The organism is Pseudomaricurvus alkylphenolicus (assembly GCF_011683955.1).
GTDB classification, from domain to species: domain Bacteria; phylum Pseudomonadota; class Gammaproteobacteria; order Pseudomonadales; family Cellvibrionaceae; genus Pseudomaricurvus; species Pseudomaricurvus alkylphenolicus.
Genome location: NZ_JAAQPI010000011.1, coordinates 124,846 through 146,400 on the forward strand (window position 1 = coordinate 124,846; position 21,555 = coordinate 146,400).

The 21,555-nt window shown below is 55.4% G+C and carries 21 protein-coding genes; 17 read left to right on the forward strand and 4 right to left on the reverse strand.

What is annotated here, in order from left to right:
- The first annotated feature begins 38 nt into the window (after window positions 1–38).
- The 4 genes from pdxR to HBA55_RS24535 all read left to right on the forward strand — a co-directional run bounded on the left by pdxR (window position 39) and on the right by HBA55_RS24535 (window position 4,320).
- Window positions 39–1,520 (forward strand): MocR-like pyridoxine biosynthesis transcription factor PdxR, encoded by a 1,482-nt coding sequence (pdxR, locus tag HBA55_RS24520; protein ID WP_166996843.1) that lies wholly within the window; start codon window positions 39–41, stop codon window positions 1,518–1,520.
- A gap of 86 nt (window positions 1,521–1,606) precedes the next feature.
- On the forward strand, window positions 1,607–1,987 hold the full coding sequence (locus tag HBA55_RS24525; protein ID WP_166996845.1) for a hypothetical protein: 381 nt from the start codon (window positions 1,607–1,609) through the stop codon (window positions 1,985–1,987).
- A 107-nt stretch (window positions 1,988–2,094) separates the two neighbouring features.
- Window positions 2,095–3,681, forward strand: a complete 1,587-nt coding sequence (gene gshA, locus HBA55_RS24530) for a glutamate--cysteine ligase (RefSeq protein WP_166996847.1) — start codon at window positions 2,095–2,097, stop codon at window positions 3,679–3,681.
- 9 nt (window positions 3,682–3,690) lie between these two features.
- The gene (locus HBA55_RS24535; RefSeq protein WP_166996849.1) at window positions 3,691–4,320 is read left to right on the forward strand and encodes an ACP phosphodiesterase; all 630 of its coding nucleotides are present in this window, start codon (window positions 3,691–3,693) and stop codon (window positions 4,318–4,320) included.
- Between the two features lie 37 nt (window positions 4,321–4,357).
- Here HBA55_RS24535 and HBA55_RS24540 read toward each other — a convergent pair whose 3' ends face one another.
- Window positions 4,358–5,230: an HDOD domain-containing protein gene (locus HBA55_RS24540; RefSeq protein WP_206019957.1), complete on the reverse strand. Its 873-nt coding sequence runs from the start codon at window positions 5,228–5,230 to the stop codon at window positions 4,358–4,360.
- 192 nt (window positions 5,231–5,422) lie between these two features.
- Between HBA55_RS24540 and HBA55_RS24545 the strand changes: the two genes are divergently transcribed.
- Window positions 5,423–6,628, forward strand: coding sequence for a class I SAM-dependent rRNA methyltransferase (locus HBA55_RS24545; protein ID WP_166996851.1), 1,206 nt, complete (start codon window positions 5,423–5,425; stop codon window positions 6,626–6,628).
- 305 nt (window positions 6,629–6,933) lie between these two features.
- Here HBA55_RS24545 and HBA55_RS24550 read toward each other — a convergent pair whose 3' ends face one another.
- The gene (locus HBA55_RS24550; RefSeq protein ID WP_166996853.1) at window positions 6,934–7,959 is read right to left on the reverse strand and encodes an imelysin family protein; all 1,026 of its coding nucleotides are present in this window, start codon (window positions 7,957–7,959) and stop codon (window positions 6,934–6,936) included.
- A gap of 45 nt (window positions 7,960–8,004) precedes the next feature.
- Entirely contained in the window at window positions 8,005–8,673 is a 669-nt protein-coding gene (locus HBA55_RS24555; RefSeq protein WP_166996855.1) for a histidinol-phosphatase, read from the reverse strand.
- Window positions 8,674–8,914: 241 nt separating this feature from the next.
- On the opposite strand from HBA55_RS24555, the gene rppH reads away from it, so the two are divergent.
- Both rppH and ptsP read left to right on the forward strand, forming a co-directional pair.
- Window positions 8,915–9,463 carry an RNA pyrophosphohydrolase gene (rppH, locus tag HBA55_RS24560; protein WP_166996857.1) on the forward strand — a complete coding sequence of 183 codons (549 nt, stop codon included), beginning with the start codon at window positions 8,915–8,917 and terminating at the stop codon, window positions 9,461–9,463.
- Between the two features lie 9 nt (window positions 9,464–9,472).
- A complete protein-coding gene (gene ptsP, locus HBA55_RS24565) occupies window positions 9,473–11,749 on the forward strand; it encodes a phosphoenolpyruvate--protein phosphotransferase (protein WP_166996859.1) in 2,277 nt (758 codons plus the stop codon).
- Here ptsP and HBA55_RS24570 read toward each other — a convergent pair.
- A complete protein-coding gene (locus HBA55_RS24570) occupies window positions 11,746–12,540 on the reverse strand; it encodes an NRDE family protein (RefSeq protein ID WP_166996861.1) in 795 nt (264 codons plus the stop codon). The genes ptsP and HBA55_RS24570 overlap by 4 nt on opposite strands.
- A 97-nt stretch (window positions 12,541–12,637) precedes the next feature.
- Here HBA55_RS24570 and HBA55_RS24575 point away from each other — a divergent pair, with 97 nt between their 5' ends.
- The 10 genes from HBA55_RS24575 to HBA55_RS24620 all read left to right on the forward strand — a co-directional run bounded on the left by HBA55_RS24575 (window position 12,638) and on the right by HBA55_RS24620 (window position 21,481).
- Entirely contained in the window at window positions 12,638–13,444 is an 807-nt protein-coding gene (locus HBA55_RS24575) for a sulfite exporter TauE/SafE family protein (RefSeq protein WP_166996863.1), read from the forward strand.
- A 25-nt stretch (window positions 13,445–13,469) separates the two neighbouring features.
- On the forward strand, window positions 13,470–14,387 hold the full coding sequence (gene lgt / locus HBA55_RS24580; RefSeq protein WP_166997230.1) for a prolipoprotein diacylglyceryl transferase: 918 nt from the start codon (window positions 13,470–13,472) through the stop codon (window positions 14,385–14,387).
- 88 nt (window positions 14,388–14,475) lie between these two features.
- Complete coding sequence (locus tag HBA55_RS24585) at window positions 14,476–15,327, forward strand: thymidylate synthase (RefSeq protein WP_166996865.1); 852 nt, start codon at window positions 14,476–14,478, stop codon at window positions 15,325–15,327.
- A gap of 57 nt (window positions 15,328–15,384) precedes the next feature.
- A complete protein-coding gene (locus HBA55_RS24590) occupies window positions 15,385–15,912 on the forward strand; it encodes a dihydrofolate reductase (RefSeq protein ID WP_166996867.1) in 528 nt (175 codons plus the stop codon).
- 452 nt (window positions 15,913–16,364) lie between these two features.
- Window positions 16,365–17,150: a DUF3450 domain-containing protein gene (locus HBA55_RS24595; protein ID WP_166996873.1), complete on the forward strand. Its 786-nt coding sequence runs from the start codon at window positions 16,365–16,367 to the stop codon at window positions 17,148–17,150.
- Window positions 17,147–18,523, forward strand: coding sequence for a MotA/TolQ/ExbB proton channel family protein (locus HBA55_RS24600; RefSeq protein ID WP_166996875.1), 1,377 nt, complete (start codon window positions 17,147–17,149; stop codon window positions 18,521–18,523). Before HBA55_RS24595 ends, HBA55_RS24600 begins: the two co-directional genes overlap by 4 nt.
- An 11-nt stretch (window positions 18,524–18,534) precedes the next feature.
- The gene (locus tag HBA55_RS24605) at window positions 18,535–19,062 is read left to right on the forward strand and encodes a MotA/TolQ/ExbB proton channel family protein (protein WP_166996877.1); all 528 of its coding nucleotides are present in this window, start codon (window positions 18,535–18,537) and stop codon (window positions 19,060–19,062) included.
- A 40-nt stretch (window positions 19,063–19,102) separates the two neighbouring features.
- Window positions 19,103–19,507, forward strand: coding sequence for an ExbD/TolR family protein (locus HBA55_RS24610; RefSeq protein ID WP_166996879.1), 405 nt, complete (start codon window positions 19,103–19,105; stop codon window positions 19,505–19,507).
- Between the two features lie 6 nt (window positions 19,508–19,513).
- Window positions 19,514–20,122, forward strand: coding sequence for an energy transducer TonB (locus HBA55_RS24615; protein WP_166996881.1), 609 nt, complete (start codon window positions 19,514–19,516; stop codon window positions 20,120–20,122).
- Between the two features lie 15 nt (window positions 20,123–20,137).
- Window positions 20,138–21,481, forward strand: a complete 1,344-nt coding sequence (locus HBA55_RS24620) for a tetratricopeptide repeat protein (RefSeq protein WP_240946272.1) — start codon at window positions 20,138–20,140, stop codon at window positions 21,479–21,481.
- The last annotated feature ends 74 nt before the right edge of the window (window positions 21,482–21,555 follow it).

Here is a 21,555-nt window from a genome sequence, read left to right on the forward strand (position 1 = left end):
AAAGCAGTGATTAATCCAATGGGAATCGATAGGTCATTATGCTGGAACAGCTGATTCAACTGGACAAAGACAGCGAAGACAACCTTAAGAACCAGATCCGTAAGGGACTGGCTGTCGCCATTCTCGAAGGTCGCATTGCCCCGGACCAACCTATCGCCTCCAGCCGCAAATTGTCCCAGGCACTTAAGGTTTCACGCCAGACGGTGATGCTTGCCTACGAAGAACTGGTGGATGATGGCTACCTGGTGGCTCGGGAGCGACGCGGTTACTTTGTTAACCCCGAAATCCTGGAGGGTCGGGTTAAACCGGGCTCTGTTGCCGCACCGACCGCTGCGCCGACCGGGTCTGCTCCGGGCTGGAGTGAGAAGCTGGCATTTCAGCCCAGTCGTCAGCGCAATATCACCAAGCCTGCAGACTGGCAGCGTTATCCACATCCCTTTCTCACCGGTCAGATTGACCCCAAGACCTTTCCCCTCGCTGAATGGCGGGAATGCTCCAAGCAGGCACTGAGTGTTCTGGCCGTTCGGGACTGGACGGGTGACAGTATGGACGCCGATGACCCCATGCTGATCGAGCAGATTCGCTCGCGAGTGCTGCCGCGCCGGGGCATCTGGGCCAAACCTGAGGAAATACTGGTGACCGTGGGAACCCAGCATTCCCTCTACCTGCTGTCCACGCTTTTATCCCGTCGCAATGCGCGTATGGCCATGGAAAATCCCGGTTACCCTGATGCGCGCAATATTTTTGCCACCCACTTTGACGAAGTGGTCTCCCAGCCGGTGGATGATCAGGGGCTGGTGGTCGACCGGCAGTTGGCAGGTTGTGACTACGTCTATACCACACCAAGTCACCAGTGGCCCACCTCCGTCACTTTGCCGATTGAGCGTCGTCGGCAGTTGTTGGAGATGGCCCAGGCTGACGATTTGGTCATTCTGGAGGACGACTACGAAATTGAAACCAACTATATTGATGACCCTTTACCAGCCCTTAAGAGCCTGGATCAGAACGGGCGGGTAATCTATATGAGCAGCCTTTCCAAGGTACTGGCACCGGGGCTGCGCATCGGCTTTATGGTGGCAGCGCCGGAACTGATTGCCGAGGCGCGGGTACTGCGGCGCTTGATGATGCGCCACCCGCCCATGAACAACCAGCGCATGACGGCGTTGTTTCTGTCACGGGGTCACTACGATGCGTTGCTTAAGCGGTTGTGGCGTAATTACAAACGTAACTGGGACGCGATCACCCGGGCCATTGAACGCCATATCCCCTCCAATCGGGTCGCGCCGGTATACGGTGGCACCGCGTGCTGGGTCAGGGGGCCGGAGGGGTTGGATTGCCGGGAGTTGCGGGAGCGGGCTCAGCAACAGGGGGTACTGATGGAATTGGGGGATATCGCCTTTGCCGAAGAAGAGGGCCCCCGACACTATTTCCGGCTCGGATTTACGGCCATTGAAGAAGACAAAATTGAACCCGGAGTGGCGAAAATTGCAGCGATCATCGCTGAGCTGACCTCCTACTAGAGGGGTGCCAGGAAGGCCTCTGGTCCCTCCGCTCAAATCCGAGTACACTCGAACGCCTCAAACTCATCAGGTTTCGAGCAGTATTCATGAAAACCGTTTACCTTCTCCAGAATCAACACAAGCACCTCCTCAGCAAGGGCGGCGAATGGGTTGATGGTCGCGATGCCAACCTTCTGTACCGCAGTGTTCACCGCGATGAAGCCCTCAATCAAATGATCGAGACCAACGCCAGGGATTACACCCTGCGCATCCGTATTTTGGAGGCGCAGGTGAATGATCGTGGCCGCCCGCTGTTGAAGGATGAAGATTTGCCCCCATTAGGAGAACTGAGCACTGGTGCTGTGCCCTCGACAGAACAGGATAACAGCATCTCTGCAGAACCCACCGCTGATGAATCGCCGATTGTCTCCGATGAAGGCCAGAGCGCAGAGGTGGATGCAGGAGCAAGTGTTACCGAGCCACTATAAGGCTCTGTGATGCCCCAAAACGGGATTTCCTGCCCACCGGCTATTGCCGTCGTAAGTCGGCGAAGCCGCAAGATTACCAGCCCCCGTGGCCATAGAGGGAGTCGATTTTGTCTCTTTTAAGTCAACGCCTTGCCGTATTAACCCAGTCCGAGAATCATCACGTGACCCGCGTGATCAAAGGGCTGGAGAAAGAGAGCCTGCGAATTACCCCGGAGGGCTCTCTGGCGCAGACGCCACACCCTAAAGGGCTGGGGTCGGCCATGACGCACGGCGCCATCACCACCGATTACAGTGAAGCGCTGCTGGAGTTTATTACCGAGCCCACAGAGAGTACCGAAGAACTGCTGGGTGCTCTGGATGAGATCCAGCGTTATACCTATCAACAGCTCGATGGTGAACAGCTGTGGGTAGCCAGTATGCCCTGTGTGTTGGCGGGTGATGAGCATATTCCGGTGGGGCAATATGGCAGTTCCAATCCGGGACGCATGAAGACGATTTATCGCCTGGGCCTGGGTGAGCGCTACGGCCGCTCCATGCAGACCATTGCCGGAGTGCACTACAACTTTTCTCTGAGCGATGAATTCTGGGCATTTTGGCACGAACGAGAGGGCTGTTGTGGCGAAGACCTTCAGGCCTACAAGAATCGTCGTTATTTCGATCTGATTCGCAATTTCCGCCGCAATTTCTGGTTGTTGCTGTATCTGTTTGGCGCATCGCCGGCCGTCTGCCGCAGTTTTGTCAAGGGGCGTGACCACAACCTCCAGACTTTTGGTGACGATGAGCACAGTCTGCACCAGCCTCATGCCACCTCCCTGCGCATGGGAGATCTCGGTTACCAGAGCAGCGCTCAGGATTCCCTGGTGGTGTGTTACAACAATCTCGACAGTTACATTAAGACGCTATGTGGGGCGATTACCCAGCCTCACCAGGATTATGTAAGTGCCGGGCTGCGTGACGAGGATGGGCAGTACAAGCAGCTCAATACCAGCCTGTTGCAGATCGAGAATGAGTTTTACAGCACGATTCGTCCCAAGCGGGCTGCAAACTCCGGGGAAACGGCCCTGGGAGCATTGCATGGCCGCGGGGTCGAATATATTGAGGTGCGCTGCATTGACCTCAACCCCTACGAACCTCTGGGCGTATCGGCTGAGCAGCTGCACTTTATAGATGTGTTCCTGCTTTATTGCCTGCTGACAGAAAGTCCTGAAACCGATGATCAAAAGTATCTGCGTTCTCTCGAGAACCAGCGCCGGGTGGTGTATCAGGGCCGCGACCCGGACATGCGCCTGCTCAGCTCAGCGGGGGAACAATCCCTGACCCAATGGGGCAGCGCTCTGATCGAAGATATGGAGCGTGTCGCGCATGTGCTCGATACCAGTTACGATACTGAGGTTTATTCGCAGGCGCTGGCCTCGCAGGCCAAGAAATTGTGCGATCCGGAATTAACCCCTTCTGCAATGCTGCTGGCGGACATGAAGTCCGAGAACAAGACGTTCTTCCGAGTGGCGATGGAACTGTCTGAGGCGACCAGTGACTATTACGCGGCGCGTCCCTTGCAGGGGGATCAGTTGCGTGCCATGGAGCATGCAGCCGAAGCCTCCCTGGAGCGGCAGGCCCAGCTCGATCAGGAGCCTCAAATTGACTTTGATGACTACCTGAAGTCCTACTACGCGCAGTACACCTGCTGTTCTTGATGAGGTAGTGTGAACTACCTGGCCCATATCCTGTTATCAGGTCCTGACCCCCAGTGGCAACTGGGGGGCTACCTTGGAGATTTTGTCAAAGGGCCCCTTAACAGCAATCGTCTGGATCGAACCGGGCAGCCCTGGTCGGCCAGGGAGCTCGCCGGTATTGCTCTGCATCGCCGTATTGATGCATGGATCGATGAGCAGCCATTGTTTATGGCCTGCGTGGCGTGCCTGGGACCAAAGTATCGTCGCGTGGGCGGTATCGCTATGGATGTCATGTTTGACCATCTTCTGGCCCGGCATTGGGACCAGTATGTGCACCAGGCATTGAGCGAGCCCCAATCTCTGCAGTCTTTCAGTCGTAATTTTTACGCGCTTTGTCTTGATCAGAGAGACCGGCTGCCCGAAAGGGCGGAGCTGTTTATCAGTCGCGCGGCGGAGCACGATCTGTTCCGGGGGTATGCCCGACCCGAGCTGGTAATGGGGGTGTTGGAGCGCATTGAGCAGCGGCTCCGATTCGGCACCAATCTTGTCCAGGCGGGAGAGGTGATGATGACGGAGTACGATAATATTGAGCGACTTTTTTTCGAACTAATGCCCGTGCTGCTTGCGTTTGCTGCTGAGCAGCGAAGGGTTAACGCATAGCAGCGATGCTTGACCAAGCCTCAATCGGAGCTGTGACTCAACAATAATAATCGCCGCCGCCGAGGCCCATTTCCTGGATTTGCTGCTCCAGACTGGAGAAATCGTACTCGCTCATGCCAACGTAGATCAGCAGGGCTTCTTCAATACGATTCCATTCGTGGTCGACGTCACAATTGCCCAGAATGCGGTGAGTTCCGCAGATATGCTCGGCCATTTTAAGGATAGCCAGCAGGGTTTTCTTGTTGGGATCCGGGCTTTCGTTGGCGAACACTTTCTCGATGCTGTGGTGTTCGTGAATGGCCTGGCACAGGTAGGCGGGCAGGTTCCAGGACTTGCCCACGTAATAGCCGACCACGGCATGGTTGGTGTGGATGCTGTCATTTTCCACATCGATAATGCGTTCCTGTTCCCGGTTATAGGCATTCACCATGGTCTCGGGGTAGTTGTCGAACCGCATCATCAGCAGCGGAATGCCACAGTTGTGGAACAGGCCCAGGGTGTAGGCTTCGTCGGGAGAGGGGAAGCCAATCTGCTTGGCGATGACCGCAGAGGCCATGGCCACTTCCATGGAACTGTCCCAGAATTTTCCCAAGGCGACGATCTGATCGTCTGAGAGTTCACCCCGGATCGACAGACCGTTGACAAGGTTGATCACTGAGTTCACGCCCAGCAGGTTGACGGCTTGATTGATGGAGGTGATCTTGTTGCTGAGCCCATAGAATGGGGAATTCACCGTTTTGAGTATACTGCCCGCAAGGCCAATGTCCTGCCCAATCAGACGGGCAATATTTTCAATGGAGCAGCTTGGTGACATTTGCTCCATCTGCAGATCCACCATGATCTGCGGCTGTGGCGGGATGGAGATCCCCTGCAATATTTGTTGAACCTGTTCCTGGGTTAAATCGGTCATAATGTCTGGATTACACTGATTTTCGAAAGGGTCACGGCGAAGGAGTCAGCAGGGTTACTCTGATTCAATATGCCAGTATCCAACAGTCCTTTTGATACCGCTTCTTAGTTTAGTTGACAGTTCGGGTAGTGTGTCGCTTTTTCCCCTATAATGCGCGCCCCTGAGTTTAACCCAATCCCATCGGAGTACACCATGGCGGATAATGCCTCTCAATTGCCTAAATTGGTACTTAAGTCCCAGGCGGATCGCCGACTCAAGCGCGGACATCTCTGGATCTATTCCAATGAGGTGGATATTAAGGCGTCCCCTCTTAAGGCTTTTCAGCCGGGCGAGCAGGCTCTGGTTTGTGCTCAGGGCGGCAAGCCTCTGGCTATTGCCACACTTAATCCGGGTGGTTTGATCTGCGCCAGGGTGATTAACCGCGATACCGCGCATCCGTTGGACAAGTCGTTGTTGGTGCACCGTCTTAAGCAGGCGCTGGCGCTGCGGCAGGCCTGTTTTGAGGATGATTTCTATCGTCTGGTGTATGGCGACAGTGATTTGTTGCCGGGGTTGGTGGTGGATCGGTTCGGTGAGTATCTGGTGGTGCAGATGGCTACGGCCGGTATGGAGGCTCAAAAGGAGGCGATTGTTGAGGCGCTGCAGCAGGTGCTGAAGCCCGCCGGCATTTTGCTTCGCAATGACCACACTGCGCGTTCGCTGGAAGGGCTGGACGCTTATGTGGAGACGGTTGGGGATGTGCCGGAGGCGGTTGAGCTGGTGGAAAATGGTGTTCGGTTGCTGGCACCTATCGCGGATGGGCAGAAAACGGGGTGGTTTTATGATCACCGGGAGAATCGCCGTTTGTTGCAGCGTCTGGCGCCGGGTAAGCGTGTGCTGGATGTGTTTTCGTACGCCGGTGGCTGGGGGGTGCAGGCGGCGGTGGCAGGGGCCAGTGAGGTGGTGTGTGTGGACGCTTCGGAGCAGGCTCTGCAGTGGGTGGGCGAGAATGCTCACATCAACGGGGTCGAGGAGCGCATGCAGGGGATTCACGGCAAGGCGGTGCATGTGCTGAAGGATTTGGTGGCTCGGGGGGAGCAGTTCGATATTGTGGTGTTGGATCCACCGGCATTTATTAAGCGTAAGAAGGATCAGAAGTCGGGTGAGGCGGCCTACCGGCATATTAATGAGTTGGGGATGCGGCTGTTGGCCCGTGATGGTCTGCTGGTGAGTGCGTCTTGTTCGATGCATTTGGAGCGGTCGACGCTGGTGGAGATTGTGCGGGGGGCGGCGCGGCATTTGGATCGGCATGCGCAGATTATTCATCAGGGGGGCCAGGGCGCCGATCATCCGGTGCATCCGGCGATTCCTGAGACGGATTATTTGAAGGCGGTGTTTGCCCGGGTTTATTTGCCCTGATCGGGTGCTTGTGATTTCTTGCCACAAACGGCGGCTGGGTTGTTATTTTTGGAGCTGTCGGTCGGCCCTCCGGGCTGCCCTCAGTCCCGAAAAAGCCTGGCAAAAAGCGCCAGTCTTTTTCACTCCTTCAGCTCCCTCTTTGATGCTCCAAAAATAACAACCCAGCCGCCTTCAGTATGAGGTGTCCGGCGTTGGGTGGTCTGAATCAACAGGGTGTTCTGCCAGCAGGCGTTGGCGTAGGGTGGGTTAGGCGCTAGCGCCGTAACCCACCTTGGGTGCGCACTGCACCTGCTGAAGTCTCCCTATTACTTTACCGGTAATTCCGCCAGCAGTTCTGTCACCGGCTTTTCTGAATTGGGTTGGCCATCCGGGAACAGCCAGGCCACCAGCGGTTTGCTTTGGCCAGCACTGAACAGCAGTTGGCTGATCGCCAGCCTCAAGGACTCTTCGCTTCGCTCCGGCTGGCCACTGTACCGGGTGCGCAGCTCGGTCGCCGTGGATTCACTCTCAATCTGATCTTTTAGACGTCCCAATACTTGTTTCCACAGTTGTATGTGGGCTGCCGGAGTTAGTGAGTGGTAACTATTGCTAAGCCCGCTGGCGCTGTGGGTGAGTTTGTATTGCAGGTTGGTGAGGTCATCGAGGTAGAGGGCGGTAATCAGTTTGAGCAGGGTCGCCCGTCGCTGTTGGGGCAGGTCGATGATTTTAAGGCCGTCGCGGCGCTGGGCTTCGGTCAGTGCGCCGGGTTGGAAGTCGCTCACCGGGCGTTGTTGGTTTTCTCCCCAGAGCAGGTAGGCGATGGCGTGCAGTCCGAGTACCACGTCGGTGTCACTGGTCATGCCGTGTTGCCGTCGAATGGTGTCAGCGTTGAGCGGTAAGACGATGTCGTTAACGATGCCGCTGTGTTGGTAGACATCAAAATAGTCGAGGTAGCCGGGTTCGATGGGATGGGCGTCCAGCAGGAAGTGGCTGTCGCTCAGTTGGCGGAACAGGCCGGGGTTGACCTCGCCCAGGGCAAAGTAGGCTGACAGGGCCAGGAGTTTGTCGTGGGCGGCGTGCCATTGTTGGCGTGCAGTTTCAAGTTGGGTGTCCTGGGGCTCGGCCACCAGGTCATTGATGGCTTGTTCCAGGGTTTTGGCGGCGTCGAGGGCCTGGGTGGCCTTGACGGCAGCCAGGCTCCACAGATGTGTGGTGGTGGCTGCCATGGCGTCGTTCGGTGTCTGTTCGGTCGTCGCCGGTTGGGCTGTGGTCTCGGGTTTGGTTTCCGGTTCGCAGGCCAGCAGTAAGAGCGCTGTGGCCAGCAGACCTAGCCGTATAGCCAGTGAGGTCATGGTCCAGGTGCCGTCTATGGGAGTGCTGTTAAAGCTAGGTGTAATTTAACGGAGGCTCATAATCTGCCAGCCACGTGTCTCGGCTTCCTGGCGCAGGGCGTCGTCCGGATCAACGGCGACGGGGTTGTCGACTTCGGCCAGCAGGGGCAGGTCATTGATGGAGTCGCTGTAGAAGTAGCAGTCTTTGAGGTCGCCTTCGAAGCCATATTGCGCGCTTTCTTGCAGCCAGTCGTGCAGTCGGGTGATTTTGCCGTCCTGGTAACAGGGGGTGCCCTGCAGGTTGCCTGTGTAGCGGTTGTCGATGATTTCGGCGTCGGTGGCGAGTATGTGGTCTACCCTCAGGGATGCGGCGATGGGTTTGGTGATAAAGCCGTTGGTGGAGGTGATCACCAGCAGGTAGTCACCCTGGTCGCGATGCTGTTGCAGCAGGGCCTCGGCCTTTGGCAGGCGCATGGGCTCAATGACGGTTTGCATGAATTTGTCGTGGTGGCGCTTGAGCTCTGCCATGCTGTAGTGGGTCAGGGGTTCGAGTGAGAATTTGAGGTAGGCGTGCAGGTCCATTTCGCCCCGTTCGTAGTCGGCATAGAACTGGTCGTTGGTGCGGCGGTAGTATTCGGCATCCACCAGTCCCTCGGTCACCATAAACTCGCCCCAGCCGTGGTCGCTATCACCACCAATCAGGGTGTTATCCAGGTCAAATATTGCCAGTCTCACTTGTACTCCTCACTGCTTATTTGGCGCTCCCGCGCCGGGGGCACAAGCATACCCCAGGGGCGTCACCAAGTGTTACTAAAGGTGATGAATTCCCTTCGTCGGTGACAGGTTGTTTCTGGTAATGTTTCCTAAGTTATTGTCTCCATTGATGAATCTTGTTTGTTTTGGAACAATAGCCCTTCGCCCCGGAGTCTTTTCCGAGGGTTTTGCAGCACTGAGAGATTGGCTAAGGAGAGATTGAGTGATAGATGCTGACGGCTTCAGACCTAACGTGGGCATTATTCTGGCCAATCGTGAAGGCAAACTGCTCTGGGCCCGCCGCGTGGGTGGGCAGGATGCCTGGCAGTTCCCCCAGGGGGGGATCAACGATAAAGAAGATCCGGAGCAGGCGCTCTACCGCGAGTTGTATGAGGAGGTCGGGTTAAGGCGCAAGCACGTCAAAATTCTGGCCCGCACCCGTGGCTGGTTGCGCTATCGGTTGCCGCGGCGGCTGTTACGCCACGGCTCCAATCCATTGTGCATCGGCCAGAAGCAAAAATGGTTCTTACTGCAAATGCTGGCCGATGATGATGAAATCAGTCTTCAGAATGGAGGACCGGCAGAATTTGATCATTGGCGTTGGGTTTCCTACTGGTATCCTCTGGATCAAGTGGTATCGTTTAAACGAGATGTGTATCGCAGGGCCATGAAGGAATTGGCGCCTGCCCATTGTGCACTGGAAAACCGTTATTTCGACCAATTACAAGCGCAAGAGGAGCGCACCAGCCCCACTGGCCTGCCAGGGAGCTGATCACTGCCTATGCTGAATTCACTCCGCAGTATTGTTCAGGAAGTCAACTCCGCCCGGGATCTGTCCTCGGCGTTGGGCATTATCGTGCGGCGAGTGAAGGCAGTGATGAAAACGGAGGTGTGTTCCACCTACTTGCGCGATGGCACCGGTCAATATGTGTTGATGGCCACCGATGGCCTGAATCCGGCGGCTGTGGGCAATGTGAGCCTGGCGGCCGGCGAGGGGTTGGTTGGGCATGTGGCCCAGCGCGAGGAGCCGATCAACCTTGAATTGGCCACTGCCCACCCGAAATACCAGTATTTTGAAGCCACCGGCGAGGAGAAGTTCAGCTCCTTCCTGGGGGTGCCCATTATCCACCACCGTGAGGTGCTGGGGGTGCTGGTTATCCAGCAAACCGAACGACGCCGGTTCGATGAGGGTGAAGAAGCCTTTTTAGTCACCATGTCGGCACAGCTGGCCGGCGTGATTGCCCACGCTGAAGCCACGGGCGTGCTGGAGCGCATGGGGCAGCATGCACACGAGGCCAAATTCAAAGGTGTGGCCGGTTCGCCGGGGGTAGCAATAGGTAAGGCGGTGGTCATTTCACCCGTCGCTGATTTGCGTGGCGTGCCTTATCAGACCTGCGACAATGTCGATCTGGAGCTGGATTTCTTCCACGAGTGCCTGGCGAAGGCGCGCAAGGATGTGAAGAATCTGGGCAAGCAGCTGGAAACCCGGCTGAATCAGCAGGAGCGGGCTCTTTTCGACGCTTATCTGGCAATGCTGGATGACGCCAGTCTCGGCAGTGAGGTGACCGAACGCATCAGTAAGGGGGTCAGCGCCGCCTACGCCTGGAGTGAGGTGATTCTCGAACACGAACGCAATTTCAGCAGCATGAATGACGCTTACCTGCGTGAGCGGGCGGCAGACGTGCGGGATTTGGGGCGCCGGGTGTTGGCCTATCTGCAGGAGTCTGCACAGCACTGCCGGGTGTTTCCGGAAAACACCATTCTGGTGGGCGAGGAGCTCACCGCCTCCATGTTGGGCGAGGTGCCCAAGGAGCGTTTATCCGGTCTTGTTTCGGTGCAGGGCTCCAGTAATTCCCACGTTGCCATTCTCGCCCGCGCTATGGGATTGCCGACGGTAATGGGAGCGGTGGATCTACCATTTACCCAGATCGAAGGCCGTGAGGTGATTGTCGACGGTTATCGTGGCAGCATTTACAGTGATCCCGGCGCCACGCTGCGCAAGCACTACGAGCGTATCTGCGATGAAGAGCGGGAGATTGTGCGGGGCCTGGAGGCGCTCAAGGAGTTGCCCTGTGAAACCCTGGACAAGCATCGCGTCCCGCTGTGGGTCAACACCGGTTTGATGGCCGATGTGGTTCGATCTCTGGAGCGTGGCGCCGAAGGGGTGGGGCTGTACCGGACGGAGATCCCTTTCCTGCTGCGCGACCGCTTCCCCAGTGAGGAGGAGCAACGGCTCATTTACCGGGAGCAGCTCGAAGCATTCGCCCCTCATACCGTGACCATGCGTACGCTGGATGTGGGCGGGGACAAGTCGCTAAGCTATTTCCCGATCGAAGAAGAGAACCCGTTCCTCGGGTGGCGGGGCATCCGGGTTACCCTGGACCACCCGGAGATCTTTCTTGCACAGGTGCGGGCGATGTTGAAGGCCAGCGAAGGCCTCAACAATATGCGCATTATGTTGCCCATGGTTGCCAGCGTCAGTGAGCTGGAGGCCGCCAAATCTCTCATCTACCGGGCCTTTCATGAATTGCTGGAGGAGGGCTTCCAGATTGAGTTGCCGCCTATCGGAGTGATGATCGAGGTGCCCGCAGCCGTATACCAGGCGCGGGAGCTGGCTGCTCGTTCCGACTTCCTGTCGGTGGGCAGCAATGACTTGACCCAGTATCTCCTTGCCGTGGATCGCAATAATCCACAGGTGGCCGATCTCTATCAGGCTTACCACCCGGCGGTATTGCGCGCACTTCACCAGGTGGTTCGAGACGGTCACAGTCAGGGCGCCAGTGTTGGTATATGCGGCGAGTTGGCAGGGGACCCGGCAGCTGCTGTGCTGCTGATGGCGATGGGCTACGACGTGCTGTCCATGAATGCCACTAACCTGCCCAAAGTGAAGAAGGTGATCCGCAATATCACGTTGCAGCAGGCCGAAGATTTGCTCGACGAGGTGATGCATCAGGAAGACGCTGATTCGGTGAATCGTTGCCTGGAGCGTGTGCTGGAGCGCGAGGGGATGCTGCGGTTTACCGGCTGGCCCAGTGGCGGTGAATCAGCCGTACACTAAATTACTTCTGCCGCAATGGCGGTCTGGCGTCTAAAACGCCGGGTCTCTTGTTCGCCTTCCCGATCGAAATTTCGTTCAACAAACTCAATCTCGCCACTGCGGTGGTATAACACCAGCGTTGAGGCGCGGGTACCGTAGTCTTGGCTGTGAATAAATCGGGGTGACAGCAGCGACTCCCACTCCCGGTTGATGCCCGTATCCGGCAGTTGATTATCCGGGGCGCGCTCACGATTGGCCAACAAACCAAACAGATCTTCTTGCCGCTGCTTTAAGTCGGTCCAATCCCGCTTCAGGATATCAGTCAGTTCCGCCTTGCCGTTCATTACCTTGGGCCAGGGGCTGTCCAACGAGGCATTGCTGAGGCCATAAACGCCGGCTTCCAGTTGTTGCTGCTGGTCGGGGTGGTTGCCGAGATAGTGGAGTTCGTCCGGGCCGCCGACCAGGAGATTAAAGCCGTTGTATTGATCGGCTACCTCGGACAAGGCGTCAAAGTAAGCCGATGGTGAGAGGGTGCTATCTCGCAGATAGCCTACCGGCAATTCGCCACGAGAACGGGGGCGATCGAGCTGTACCCGCCCATCCCGCACATTGGTGACAGCCGCAAACCGGCCGGTATCACTGATTCCCATCCAGGTGCCACCCGCCTGGCGATCCCTGCCGGCGAGAATGCCGCCGGCTTCACCCCAGGGTTGGGCGCAATCTGTGGGGCGCTGGAAAAATTCATCGCGATTGGCGGCGACGATCAATGGAAAGTCGGGATGGCTGTGAAGAGCAAACAGGATCAGGCACATAGGTAACAAGCTTCAATAAATCGCCCTACACCCTAACAGAAAAGCTATTCTCATTCAGTTGCCACTCCCCCATAATGCGCTGCTGCTTGGGGGACCTATGTTAACGTTATTGCTTGTATTCGCTCTGGTTGGGGCGCTCGCCGGTCTGATTGCCGGCTTGTTCGGCCTTGGCGGGGGCGTGGTCATGGTGCCGGCCATGATCTATACCTTCTCACTGCTTAACTTTCCCGAATCGGTCTCTACCCATCTGGCGATCGGTACATCCCTGGCCTGTATTGTCGTCACCGCCAGTATTTCCAGCTGGACTCACTGGCAGAAAAAGGCCATCGATTCCCAATTACTCAAACATTTGGTTCCTGGGGTGATTGTCGGCGCCTGGTTTGGTGGTGTGGTGGCCTCGCTGCTTGAGGGCCTTGAGTTGCAGTTCGTGTTCGCCCTGTTCCTGATTTTTGTTTCTGTCACCATGCTGGCCTCGGTAGCGAAAGATAAATTTTCTTTGCCCGGTCGTTTCGGCCTGGGTTCAAGCGCAGTATTGATCGGCGGCCTGTCCTCTTTGTTTGGCGTCGGGGGCGGTTCCATGACCGTGCCCTACCTGAGACTGTGTGCGGTGCCTATGGTCAGGGCGGTAGCCACTTCCGCGGCGCTGGGTTTGCCCATTGCCCTGTCCGGTGCGGTTTCCTATGTGACTCAGGGGTGGGGGCAAGACAAATTACCGGACTGGTCTCTGGGTTTTGTCTATCTGCCGGCATTTGCGGGCATGGTTGTCTGCAGCGCGCCGGCGTCGCGGATTGGAGCGAAGCTGGCTCATCGTCTGCCCGCTGATCGATTGCAACAGGCCTTTGCCATAGTTTTATTGCTGATTGCTGCTGAACTGCTGGTAAGTGGTATGATGGCCTCCTCTTAAAGTGACCCCTCAACAGATGGATTCCATATTGAACTACCCCGATATTGATGCAGTTGCGCTTTCGCTGGGAACCTTTGAAATTGGGGACTGGACGATTGGCCCTATTGAGATTCACTGGTACGGCATCATGTATTTGCTGGCATTTGCCGGTGCCTGGGGGCTGGCCATGTACCGGGCTGGTAAGCCTGAGGCGGCAATCAAACGTCCGCATGTGGAAGACTTGATCGTTTATGGTGCCCTGGGGGTGGTATTGGGTGGCCGTTGTGGCTATGTCCTGTTCTATCACTTTGAGCGTTTTCTGACTGACCCCATTTGGCTGTTGCGGGTATGGGAAGGTGGCATGTCTTTCCACGGAGGTCTGATCGGGGTCACTCTGGCGATGGTGATCTATGCGCGCCGCATCAACGTGCGTTTTTTCGATCTTATGGACTTTGTCGCTCCCCTGGTGCCTCTGGGTTTGGGCTTTGGTCGCCTCGGTAACTTTATCGGGCAAGAACTCTGGGGGAGACCCACCGACAGCGCCTGGGGCATGGTGTTTCCCAAGGATCCGGAAGCATTGGCCCGGCATCCGTCGCAGTTGTATCAGGCTGCTCTTGAAGGCTTGGTGCTGTTTCTGGTGTTGCTTTGGTTTTCCGCCAAGCCGCGCCCAAGAATGGCCGTGAGTGGTCTGTTTCTGGTGCTGTATGGCTGTTTCCGCTTCCTGGTGGAATTTGTGCGAGAGCCCGACAGCCATATTGGCTTTGACCTGCTGGGCTGGATGACCCGGGGACAGTTGCTGACCATACCCATGGTGGTATTGGGGCTGGTGTTAGTCGCAGTGGCGTACACTCGAGCCGCAGAGCCGGACCAGTTGGCAATGGCAGGCAGCAGTAACAAAGGGCACTCAAAGAAAAGCCAAAAGCGCAATAAGAGCAAGAAAAACCCTGAGGAAGTACAGGCCTAGTGATCTGTACGGCTAATGCATCGGATTGAGCTGACAAGTGGCTGAACCCGGTTTGGCTTCTTCAGAGGACAAAAATAGGAACAGTAAGATGAAACAATATCTGGATTTGTGTCAGCGCATTATTGATGAAGGCATCTGGGTAGAAAACGAGCGTACCGGCAAACGCTGCCTGACAATCATCAATGCCGATCTGTCCTACGATGTGGCCGCTAACAAGTTCCCCCTTATTACGACTCGCAAGAGTTACTGGAAGGCGGCTATCGCGGAGCTGTTGGGATACATTCGCGGCTATGACAATGCAGCGGACTTCCGCAAGCTCGGTACCAAAACCTGGGATGCCAATGCCAACGACAATCTGATGTGGCTGGCGAGCCCTCACCGCAAAGGCGATGACGATATGGGGCGGGTATACGGGGTACAGGGCCGCAGCTGGGCCAAGCCGGATGGTGGCCACGTGGACCAATTGCGCAAATTGGTGGACAACCTCAGTAAGGGGTTGGACGACCGGGGTGAAATTCTTTCTTTTTATAACCCGGGTGAGTTTCATTTGGGCTGCCTGCGTCCGTGCATGCACACCCATAACTTTTCCCTGTTGGGGGACACACTTTATCTGACCTCCTATCAGCGATCCTGCGATGTGCCCCTGGGATTGAATTTCAATCAGATTCAAGTCTTCACGCTGCTGGCCCTGGTGGCCCAGATCACCGGCCATAAAGCCGGAACCGCGTACCACAAAATCGTTAATGCTCACATCTATGAAGACCAGCTGGCCTTGATGCGGGATGTGCAGATCAAGCGCGAGCCCTATGAATCTCCGCAGCTCGAGATCAATCCAAACATCAAGTCGCTGGAGGATCTGGAAACCTGGGTGACCATGGATGACTTCGAGGTGGTGGGCTACCAGCATCATGACCCGATTGACTATCCGTTTTCCGTGTAACCGCCGTTCACAGCATATAAACCGTTTTCCCTATATATAGAAAGAAGAAGCGTTCGTATGACAACACCCCGCATCGCACTCATCGTCGCCCAGGCAGAAAATCGGGTCATTGGCAGCGAAAACCAGATGCCATGGCATTTGCCGGAAGACCTCAAACACTTTAAGCGTGTGACGATGGGTAAGCCGGTGGTCATGGGACGCAAGACGTTCGATTCCATCGGTCGGCCACTGCCGGGTAGAACCAATATTGTCATCACCCGTCAGGGGGATTGGCAGTCAGATGGGGTCAAAGTAGCCTCCACGCTGGAACAAGCACTGGATCTGGCGGTCCAAGCTGCCCGTGAGAAATCAGCTGCGGGCGAACCGGTGGATGAGATCATGGTGATCGGAGGCGCTCAGATTTACGCCCAGAGCCTGGAAAGGGCTGAGCGGATTTATCTGACCCAAATCCATCAGGCATTTGAGGGTGACGCTCAATTTCCCCGGCTTTCTGAAGGTGATTGGTGCGAAGTGGCCAGTGTGCGAAGTGAGGCGTCAGAGCCTGTCTGCACGTTTGTTACTCTCGATCGTGTTACAAATCGTTAACACTGGTGAAAAAGGTGATACCTGGCCTTGTTTGTTAGTGCTCACTATCGTTAGGCGCTTTGTTAGTGGCCGCTTATAGTCACCTTTGTTACTCATTACCCCGCAGGTAAAATTCGGGTTGTTACCCTCCTTGATACTTATTTACACATATTAACGGACTTTCGGAATAACCATTGAATGTTTATTGCCGCTGGTATTAAATGGCGAGCTTCAAATTGCCGCCGAATTTGGTGGTTATTCGAGGGTACCTCTGGAGATCGTGACTTTTCCGGACGACGGCAGGGAAGCGCCGCATTTCAGCAGTGACGTGTATGGAGAGTACACCCATTGCAACGTGCGGGTCTGACGCAGCCATCGCTGGTGAGTCGTGTTTAAAAGTGGTGTCCCAAAGAAAAAGAGCGGCGTTTTGTCGCAAATTAGAGTTGATTGTACGTACCCACACTGGGGGATTTATGAAGAAGCAGCGATTAAAAGCCGTGGCTCTGTCCACTGTGCTTTCTGCCGGCGCGCTTGTTGGAAGCGTCGCGCAGGCGGACCAGACGTTGAATTCCATTCTGCAAGTTGGTGAGCAAAAAACTAAGCTCGCTCAGGCCTCTCAGCAAAAGATCGATAAGATCGCTGATCAGACCGCCAGCCTGTTGAATGACTTCAAGGTTGTAAACAAACAGATCGAAGGACTGCGTGTTTACAACGCGCAGCTGGAAAAGCAAATTGCCAACCAGCTGAAGGTGATCGGTCAGCTGGAAGAGTCGATCGAGAACGTCACCGTGATGGAGCGTCAGATCCAACCGCTGATTCTGAAGATGCTGGACGGTCTGGAGCAGTTCGTTGCCCTGGACGTGCCTTTCCACAAGGCCGAGCGTGAAGAGCGCCTCGAAATGTTGCGCAACAACCAGGAGCGCGCGGATATCTCCGTAGCTGAGAAATTCCGTCAGGTTCTGGAAGCCTACAAGATTGAATCTGAGTACGGTCGTAAGATCGACACTTATAAGGATACTCTGACCGTTGGTGGTCAGGAGCGCGAAGTTAACGTACTGCGCGTTGGCCGTATCGCCCTTATGTACCAGACTACCGACACTGAGTTGTCCGGTGCCTGGGATCAGCGCGCGCAGGCCTGGACTGAGCTGGACTCCGGTGAATACCGCAGTGCCATCCTCAAGGGCATTCGTATCGCCAAGAAACAAGCTTCTATTGATGTGCTGAAACTGCCTATCCTGGCTCCGGAGGCTGCGCAATGAAAATGAGTTTTGCTAAACGCTGCCTCGCCGTGGCAGCCGCTGGTATGTTGAGCGCCAGCGCCGTTATGGCTCAAGAGAAGGCCCAGTCTCTTGATCAACTGTTGAACATGGTTAAAGACAGCAAGGTTTCCGAAAGTGCCGAGCACAAAAAGCGTGAAGCCGAGTTCCGTCGCCAGAAGGCCAATCAGCAGAACCTGCTGAACCAGGCCAAAACCACCAAAAAGAACGAAGAAAACCGTTCTGCCCGTCTGGAAAAGCAGTACGAGCAGCAGGAACTGGACGTAGCGGCCAAGCGCAAGCAGCTGCAAGAGCGTCTGGGTTCTCTGAAGGAACTGTTCGGTCACCTGACCTCTACCGCGGGCGACCTGCGTACCAACCTCGCCACCTCTATCGTATCTGCTCAGATCCCTGGCCGTGCGGCCTTCCTGGATGAGCTGATCGAGAAGATGAACAGCGCTACCCAGCTGCCCACCATCGAAGAGATCGAGCGTCTGTGGTACGAAATCCAGCGTGAAACCATTGAAGGCAGCAAGACTGTCAAGTTCACTGGTACCGTTATCAAGCCTAATGGCGAGCAGGCCACTCAGGACGTTGTTCGTGTAGGTAACTTCCAGCTGCTGTCTGACGGCGCTTACCTGGAATTCCTGCAGCAGGGCGAGAAAATGGCCGAGCTGACCCGTCAGCCTGCCGGCGATCTGCAAACAGCTGCTGCGACCCTGCAGGGTTCCACTAGCGGTTTCACCCGCGTAGGCATCGACCCCACCGGACCTTCCGGCGGTTCCTACCTGGCGGCTTTGATCAACAGCCCTTCTATTGTTGAGCGTTGGCACCAGGGTGGCCTGGTTGGCTACATCATCTCTGGCGTCGGTGCATTCGCTATGCTGCTGGCTCTGTGGCGCTTTGTCGTCCTGGCTGGTATCTCCGCCAAGGTTAGCTCTCAGCTGAAGGCCTCTTCTGCCAACACCAACAACCCACTGGGTCGCGTGCTGAAGATTGCAGAAGACAACAAGGGTCTGGACGGCGAGTCTCTGGAGCTGAAGCTGGAAGAAGCTGTGCTGAAAGAGCGTCCCGCTATCGAATCCGGCCTCAACCTGTTGAAGATCATCTCCATGGTAGCTCCGCTGCTGGGTCTGCTGGGTACTGTTACCGGTATGATCATCACCTTCCAGGCGATCACCATCTTCGGTGCCGGTGATCCTAAAGCCATGGCGGGCGGTATCTCCGGTGCTCTGGTAACCACCGTACTGGGTCTGGTTGTAGCCATTCCTACAGTACTGATGCACACCCTCGTTAACGGCCGTGCCAAGCGTGTTCTCCACATCCTGGAAGAGCAGACTGCTGGTATCATCGCCGAAAACGCTGAAGGCAAGTAAGGAGAAGTCGCATGTTGGCATTGATGGACGCACTTGCAGCCATTAAAGCCTTTGTGGATCAAGGCGGTTTTGTTCTGTATCTGATCGCCGCCTTGACCTTCGTCATGTGGACTCTGATTTTCGAACGTGTCTGGTATTTCCACGGGTCTCTGAAGAAAGACGTTCAGAATGCCCTGGACACCTGGGAAGCGCGCCCCGAGCGTAAATCCTGGAATGCTCACCAGATTCGTTATGCACTGATCTCTCGCGTATCCGAGAAGGTTTCAACCAATATGGACATGGTTGCCACTCTGGTAGCCCTGGCCCCGTTGTTTGGCCTGCTCGGTACAGTTACCGGGATGATCGAAGTGTTTACCGTACTGGCGATTACCGGTGGTGGTGACGCGAAATCTATGGCTGGCGGTGTATCCAAAGCTACTATCCCGACAATGGCGGGTATGGTTGCGGCACTGTCGGGCGTATTTGGCAACACCTACATCACCCGTACCGCAGAGCGTGAAAATCAGCTGCTTGAAGACCACTTGACGATGGACCATTAAGGCTTGATCAAAGCATTAACCGGTTACTAAGAGAGTTATCATGGGCAGAAGAAATAGTGCAGCTGAAGAAGATCAAAACGCGATCGACTTGACGCCGATGCTCGACGTCGTGTTTATCATGTTGATCTTCTTTATCGTAACTGCTTCATTCATTAAAGAAACCGGCATTGAGATTAATCGCCCTGAGGCGACAACAGCAGTGCTGAAAAAGAACGCCAACATTCTTGTAGCTGTCAGCTCAAATAATGAAGTTTGGATCGACAAGGCCCGCGTAGACATTCGTGCTGTCAAAGGCAGTATCGAGCGTTTGCACGCGGAAAACCCGAAAGGGGCCGTGGTGATCCAGGCGGACGATGAGTCTAATATCGAAACTCTCACCAAGGTCGCCCAGGCGGCCCGAGAGGCTGGCGTATTGGATGTTTCTGTATCTACGGAGAAGAAATAGACCGCTATGAATGTTGCAAGATTGTTATTGGCGGGGGTGTTGGCGGCAGCCACAACCTTTGGCCTACTGTTTTTGATGCACGCATTGATTGCGGCTAACAATAAGCCCCCCGAGGAAGTCGAGGAGCGTAAGGTAGCCGACATTCATATGCCTGAGCGTCAGATCGAAACGCAGTACGAAACCGAGAAGCCGGATAAGCCGGAAGACCCGGAAGAGCCGCCGCCCGATATGCCTGAGCCAGAGTTCGATCAGCCCGATGTGAACCCTGACGCCCTGAGCATGTCGGCACCTAAGATCAACCCGAACCTGAACGTTAAAGGTGTGGGTGGGTTTGGCTCTGACGGTGAGTACCTGCCAATTGTGAAGGTACAGCCGCAGTATCCGCGCCGCGCCCTGTCACGTGGTATCGAAGGTTACGTTATTGTTGAATTCACAGTGACCACCAACGGCTCCGTTCGCGATCCCGTTGTGGTTGAGGCAGATCCACCCAATATCTTCAACCGTGCCGCTATGAAGGCCGCGCTGAAGTTTAAGTACAAGCCCCGTGTTATTGACGGTGAGCCGGTGGAAGTGCCTGGTGTACGCAACAAGATCACCTTTGCTATTGCCAAGTAAACAATGGGAAAGACTATGAAGATGACGGCTAGGGTTTCGAAGCTCGTCAGACAAACTCTCCTGGCGGCGCCAATTGCTTTGGCGCCAGCGGCCTCGAGTGTTGTACTGCAGTCTCTGGGTATGGAAGCGCTGTCTGCCGGCAGTGTCTTCGCTCAGGAAGGCGAGAAGCAGAAACCGAAATACAAGACGAAAAAATCATACTCTCTGCGTCAGCCCGTATTTAAAGATTTCGCAAAGGTTCAGGAAAAGACCGACGCCAATGATTGGCCTGGTGCGCTGGAGGTCCTTAACGACATCCGCAAGAAAAGCGAAAAGTACACCAGCTTTGAAAAGGCGAATCTGTGGAATTATTACGGTTGGGTGTATTACTCCCTGGAGAATTACCCCGAGGCCCTTCGCTACTACGGCAAGGTTATCGCTGAAGAGCAGCTTTCTGACGCTCTGAAGATAGGCACTCTGTACACCATGGCACAGCTCATGTTCGTACAAGAGGACTATCGCGGTGCCATCGAAAAGCTGAAGCAGTGGATGGAGATCCAGCCTATTGTTGGTGCGGATGCGTTTGTACTCCTGGCGCAGGGCTATTACCAGCTCAACGACATGAACAACGCGCTGACAAACATCAACACAGCGGTTGAGCGTTTCGAAAGCAAAGGCAAGGTTCCCAAGGAAAACTGGTACACCCTGCAGCGTGCGGTTTACTTTGAGAAGGGCGATAACAAGAAAGTTATCGAAATTCTCCACAAGTTGCTGCGCCACTATCCGAAGCCCACTTACTGGAAGCAGTTGTCCGGTATGTACGGTGCCGAGGGGCAGGAAAAGAACCAGCTTCACTCTCTGGAAGTGGTTTACCTGATGGGTGAGCTGGGCAAAGAGAAGGAATTGCTGAACCTGGCTTACCTGTTTATGGGTGAGGATGTGCCTTATAAAGCAGCCCGGATTATCGAAAAAGGTATGAAGGCCGGCATTATTGAGGAAACCTCCAAGAACCTGGAAGTACTGGCGACCGCATGGCGCCTGGCCCAGAACGTGAAAAAGTCTATTCCAGAGATGGAAAAGGCGGCGCAGAAGTCCGACAAGGGCGATCTGTATGCACGTCTGGCAGGTATTTACCTGGATAACGATCAAAACGAGAAGGCTCTGGAAGCCGGTGCCAAGGCGTACAAGCGCAAGGGTATCAAGCGTCCTGACCAGCTCCAGATTGTTCTGGGTATGGCCAACGCCAACCTTGGTAAGTACAAAACTGCTATTAAAGAATTTGAAAAGGCCGCCAAAGACAAGCGCAGCCGCAAATTCGCCAGGCAGTGGATCGAGTTTGCCAAGGGCGAGCTCAAGCGTAAGCAGTCTCTGGGTATCTAAACCCAACTGCTTACGAGAGTACCTGTCGGTTTCAGTCTCTGCATTGGGCTGACAGGTTACTCAAGCATTTCTTT

Bases quoted from the DNA above. Each gene is read 5' to 3' on its own strand.
- HBA55_RS24605 (WP_166996877.1), top strand. From the start codon at position 18,535: ATGTTGGCATTGATGGACGCACTTGCAGCCATTAAAGCCTTTGTGGAT.
- ptsP (WP_166996859.1), top strand. From the start codon at position 9,473: ATGCTGAATTCACTCCGCAGTATTGTTCAGGAAGTCAACTCCGCCCGG.
- HBA55_RS24590 (WP_166996867.1), top strand. From the start codon at position 15,385: ATGACAACACCCCGCATCGCACTCATCGTCGCCCAGGCAGAAAATCGG.
- pdxR (WP_166996843.1), top strand. From the start codon at position 39: ATGCTGGAACAGCTGATTCAACTGGACAAAGACAGCGAAGACAACCTT.
- HBA55_RS24525 (WP_166996845.1), top strand. From the start codon at position 1,607: ATGAAAACCGTTTACCTTCTCCAGAATCAACACAAGCACCTCCTCAGC.
- HBA55_RS24570 (WP_166996861.1), bottom strand. From the start codon at position 12,540: ATGTGCCTGATCCTGTTTGCTCTTCACAGCCATCCCGACTTTCCATTG.
- HBA55_RS24615 (WP_166996881.1), top strand. From the start codon at position 19,514: ATGAATGTTGCAAGATTGTTATTGGCGGGGGTGTTGGCGGCAGCCACA.
- HBA55_RS24595 (WP_166996873.1), top strand. From the start codon at position 16,365: ATGAAGAAGCAGCGATTAAAAGCCGTGGCTCTGTCCACTGTGCTTTCT.
- HBA55_RS24585 (WP_166996865.1), top strand. From the start codon at position 14,476: ATGAAACAATATCTGGATTTGTGTCAGCGCATTATTGATGAAGGCATC.
- HBA55_RS24610 (WP_166996879.1), top strand. From the start codon at position 19,103: ATGGGCAGAAGAAATAGTGCAGCTGAAGAAGATCAAAACGCGATCGAC.
- HBA55_RS24545 (WP_166996851.1), top strand. From the start codon at position 5,423: ATGGCGGATAATGCCTCTCAATTGCCTAAATTGGTACTTAAGTCCCAG.
- HBA55_RS24620 (WP_240946272.1), top strand. From the start codon at position 20,138: ATGAAGATGACGGCTAGGGTTTCGAAGCTCGTCAGACAAACTCTCCTG.
- HBA55_RS24575 (WP_166996863.1), top strand. From the start codon at position 12,638: ATGTTAACGTTATTGCTTGTATTCGCTCTGGTTGGGGCGCTCGCCGGT.
- HBA55_RS24600 (WP_166996875.1), top strand. From the start codon at position 17,147: ATGAAAATGAGTTTTGCTAAACGCTGCCTCGCCGTGGCAGCCGCTGGT.
- HBA55_RS24540 (WP_206019957.1), bottom strand. From the start codon at position 5,230: ATGACCGATTTAACCCAGGAACAGGTTCAACAAATATTGCAGGGGATC.
- HBA55_RS24550 (WP_166996853.1), bottom strand. From the start codon at position 7,959: ATGACCTCACTGGCTATACGGCTAGGTCTGCTGGCCACAGCGCTCTTA.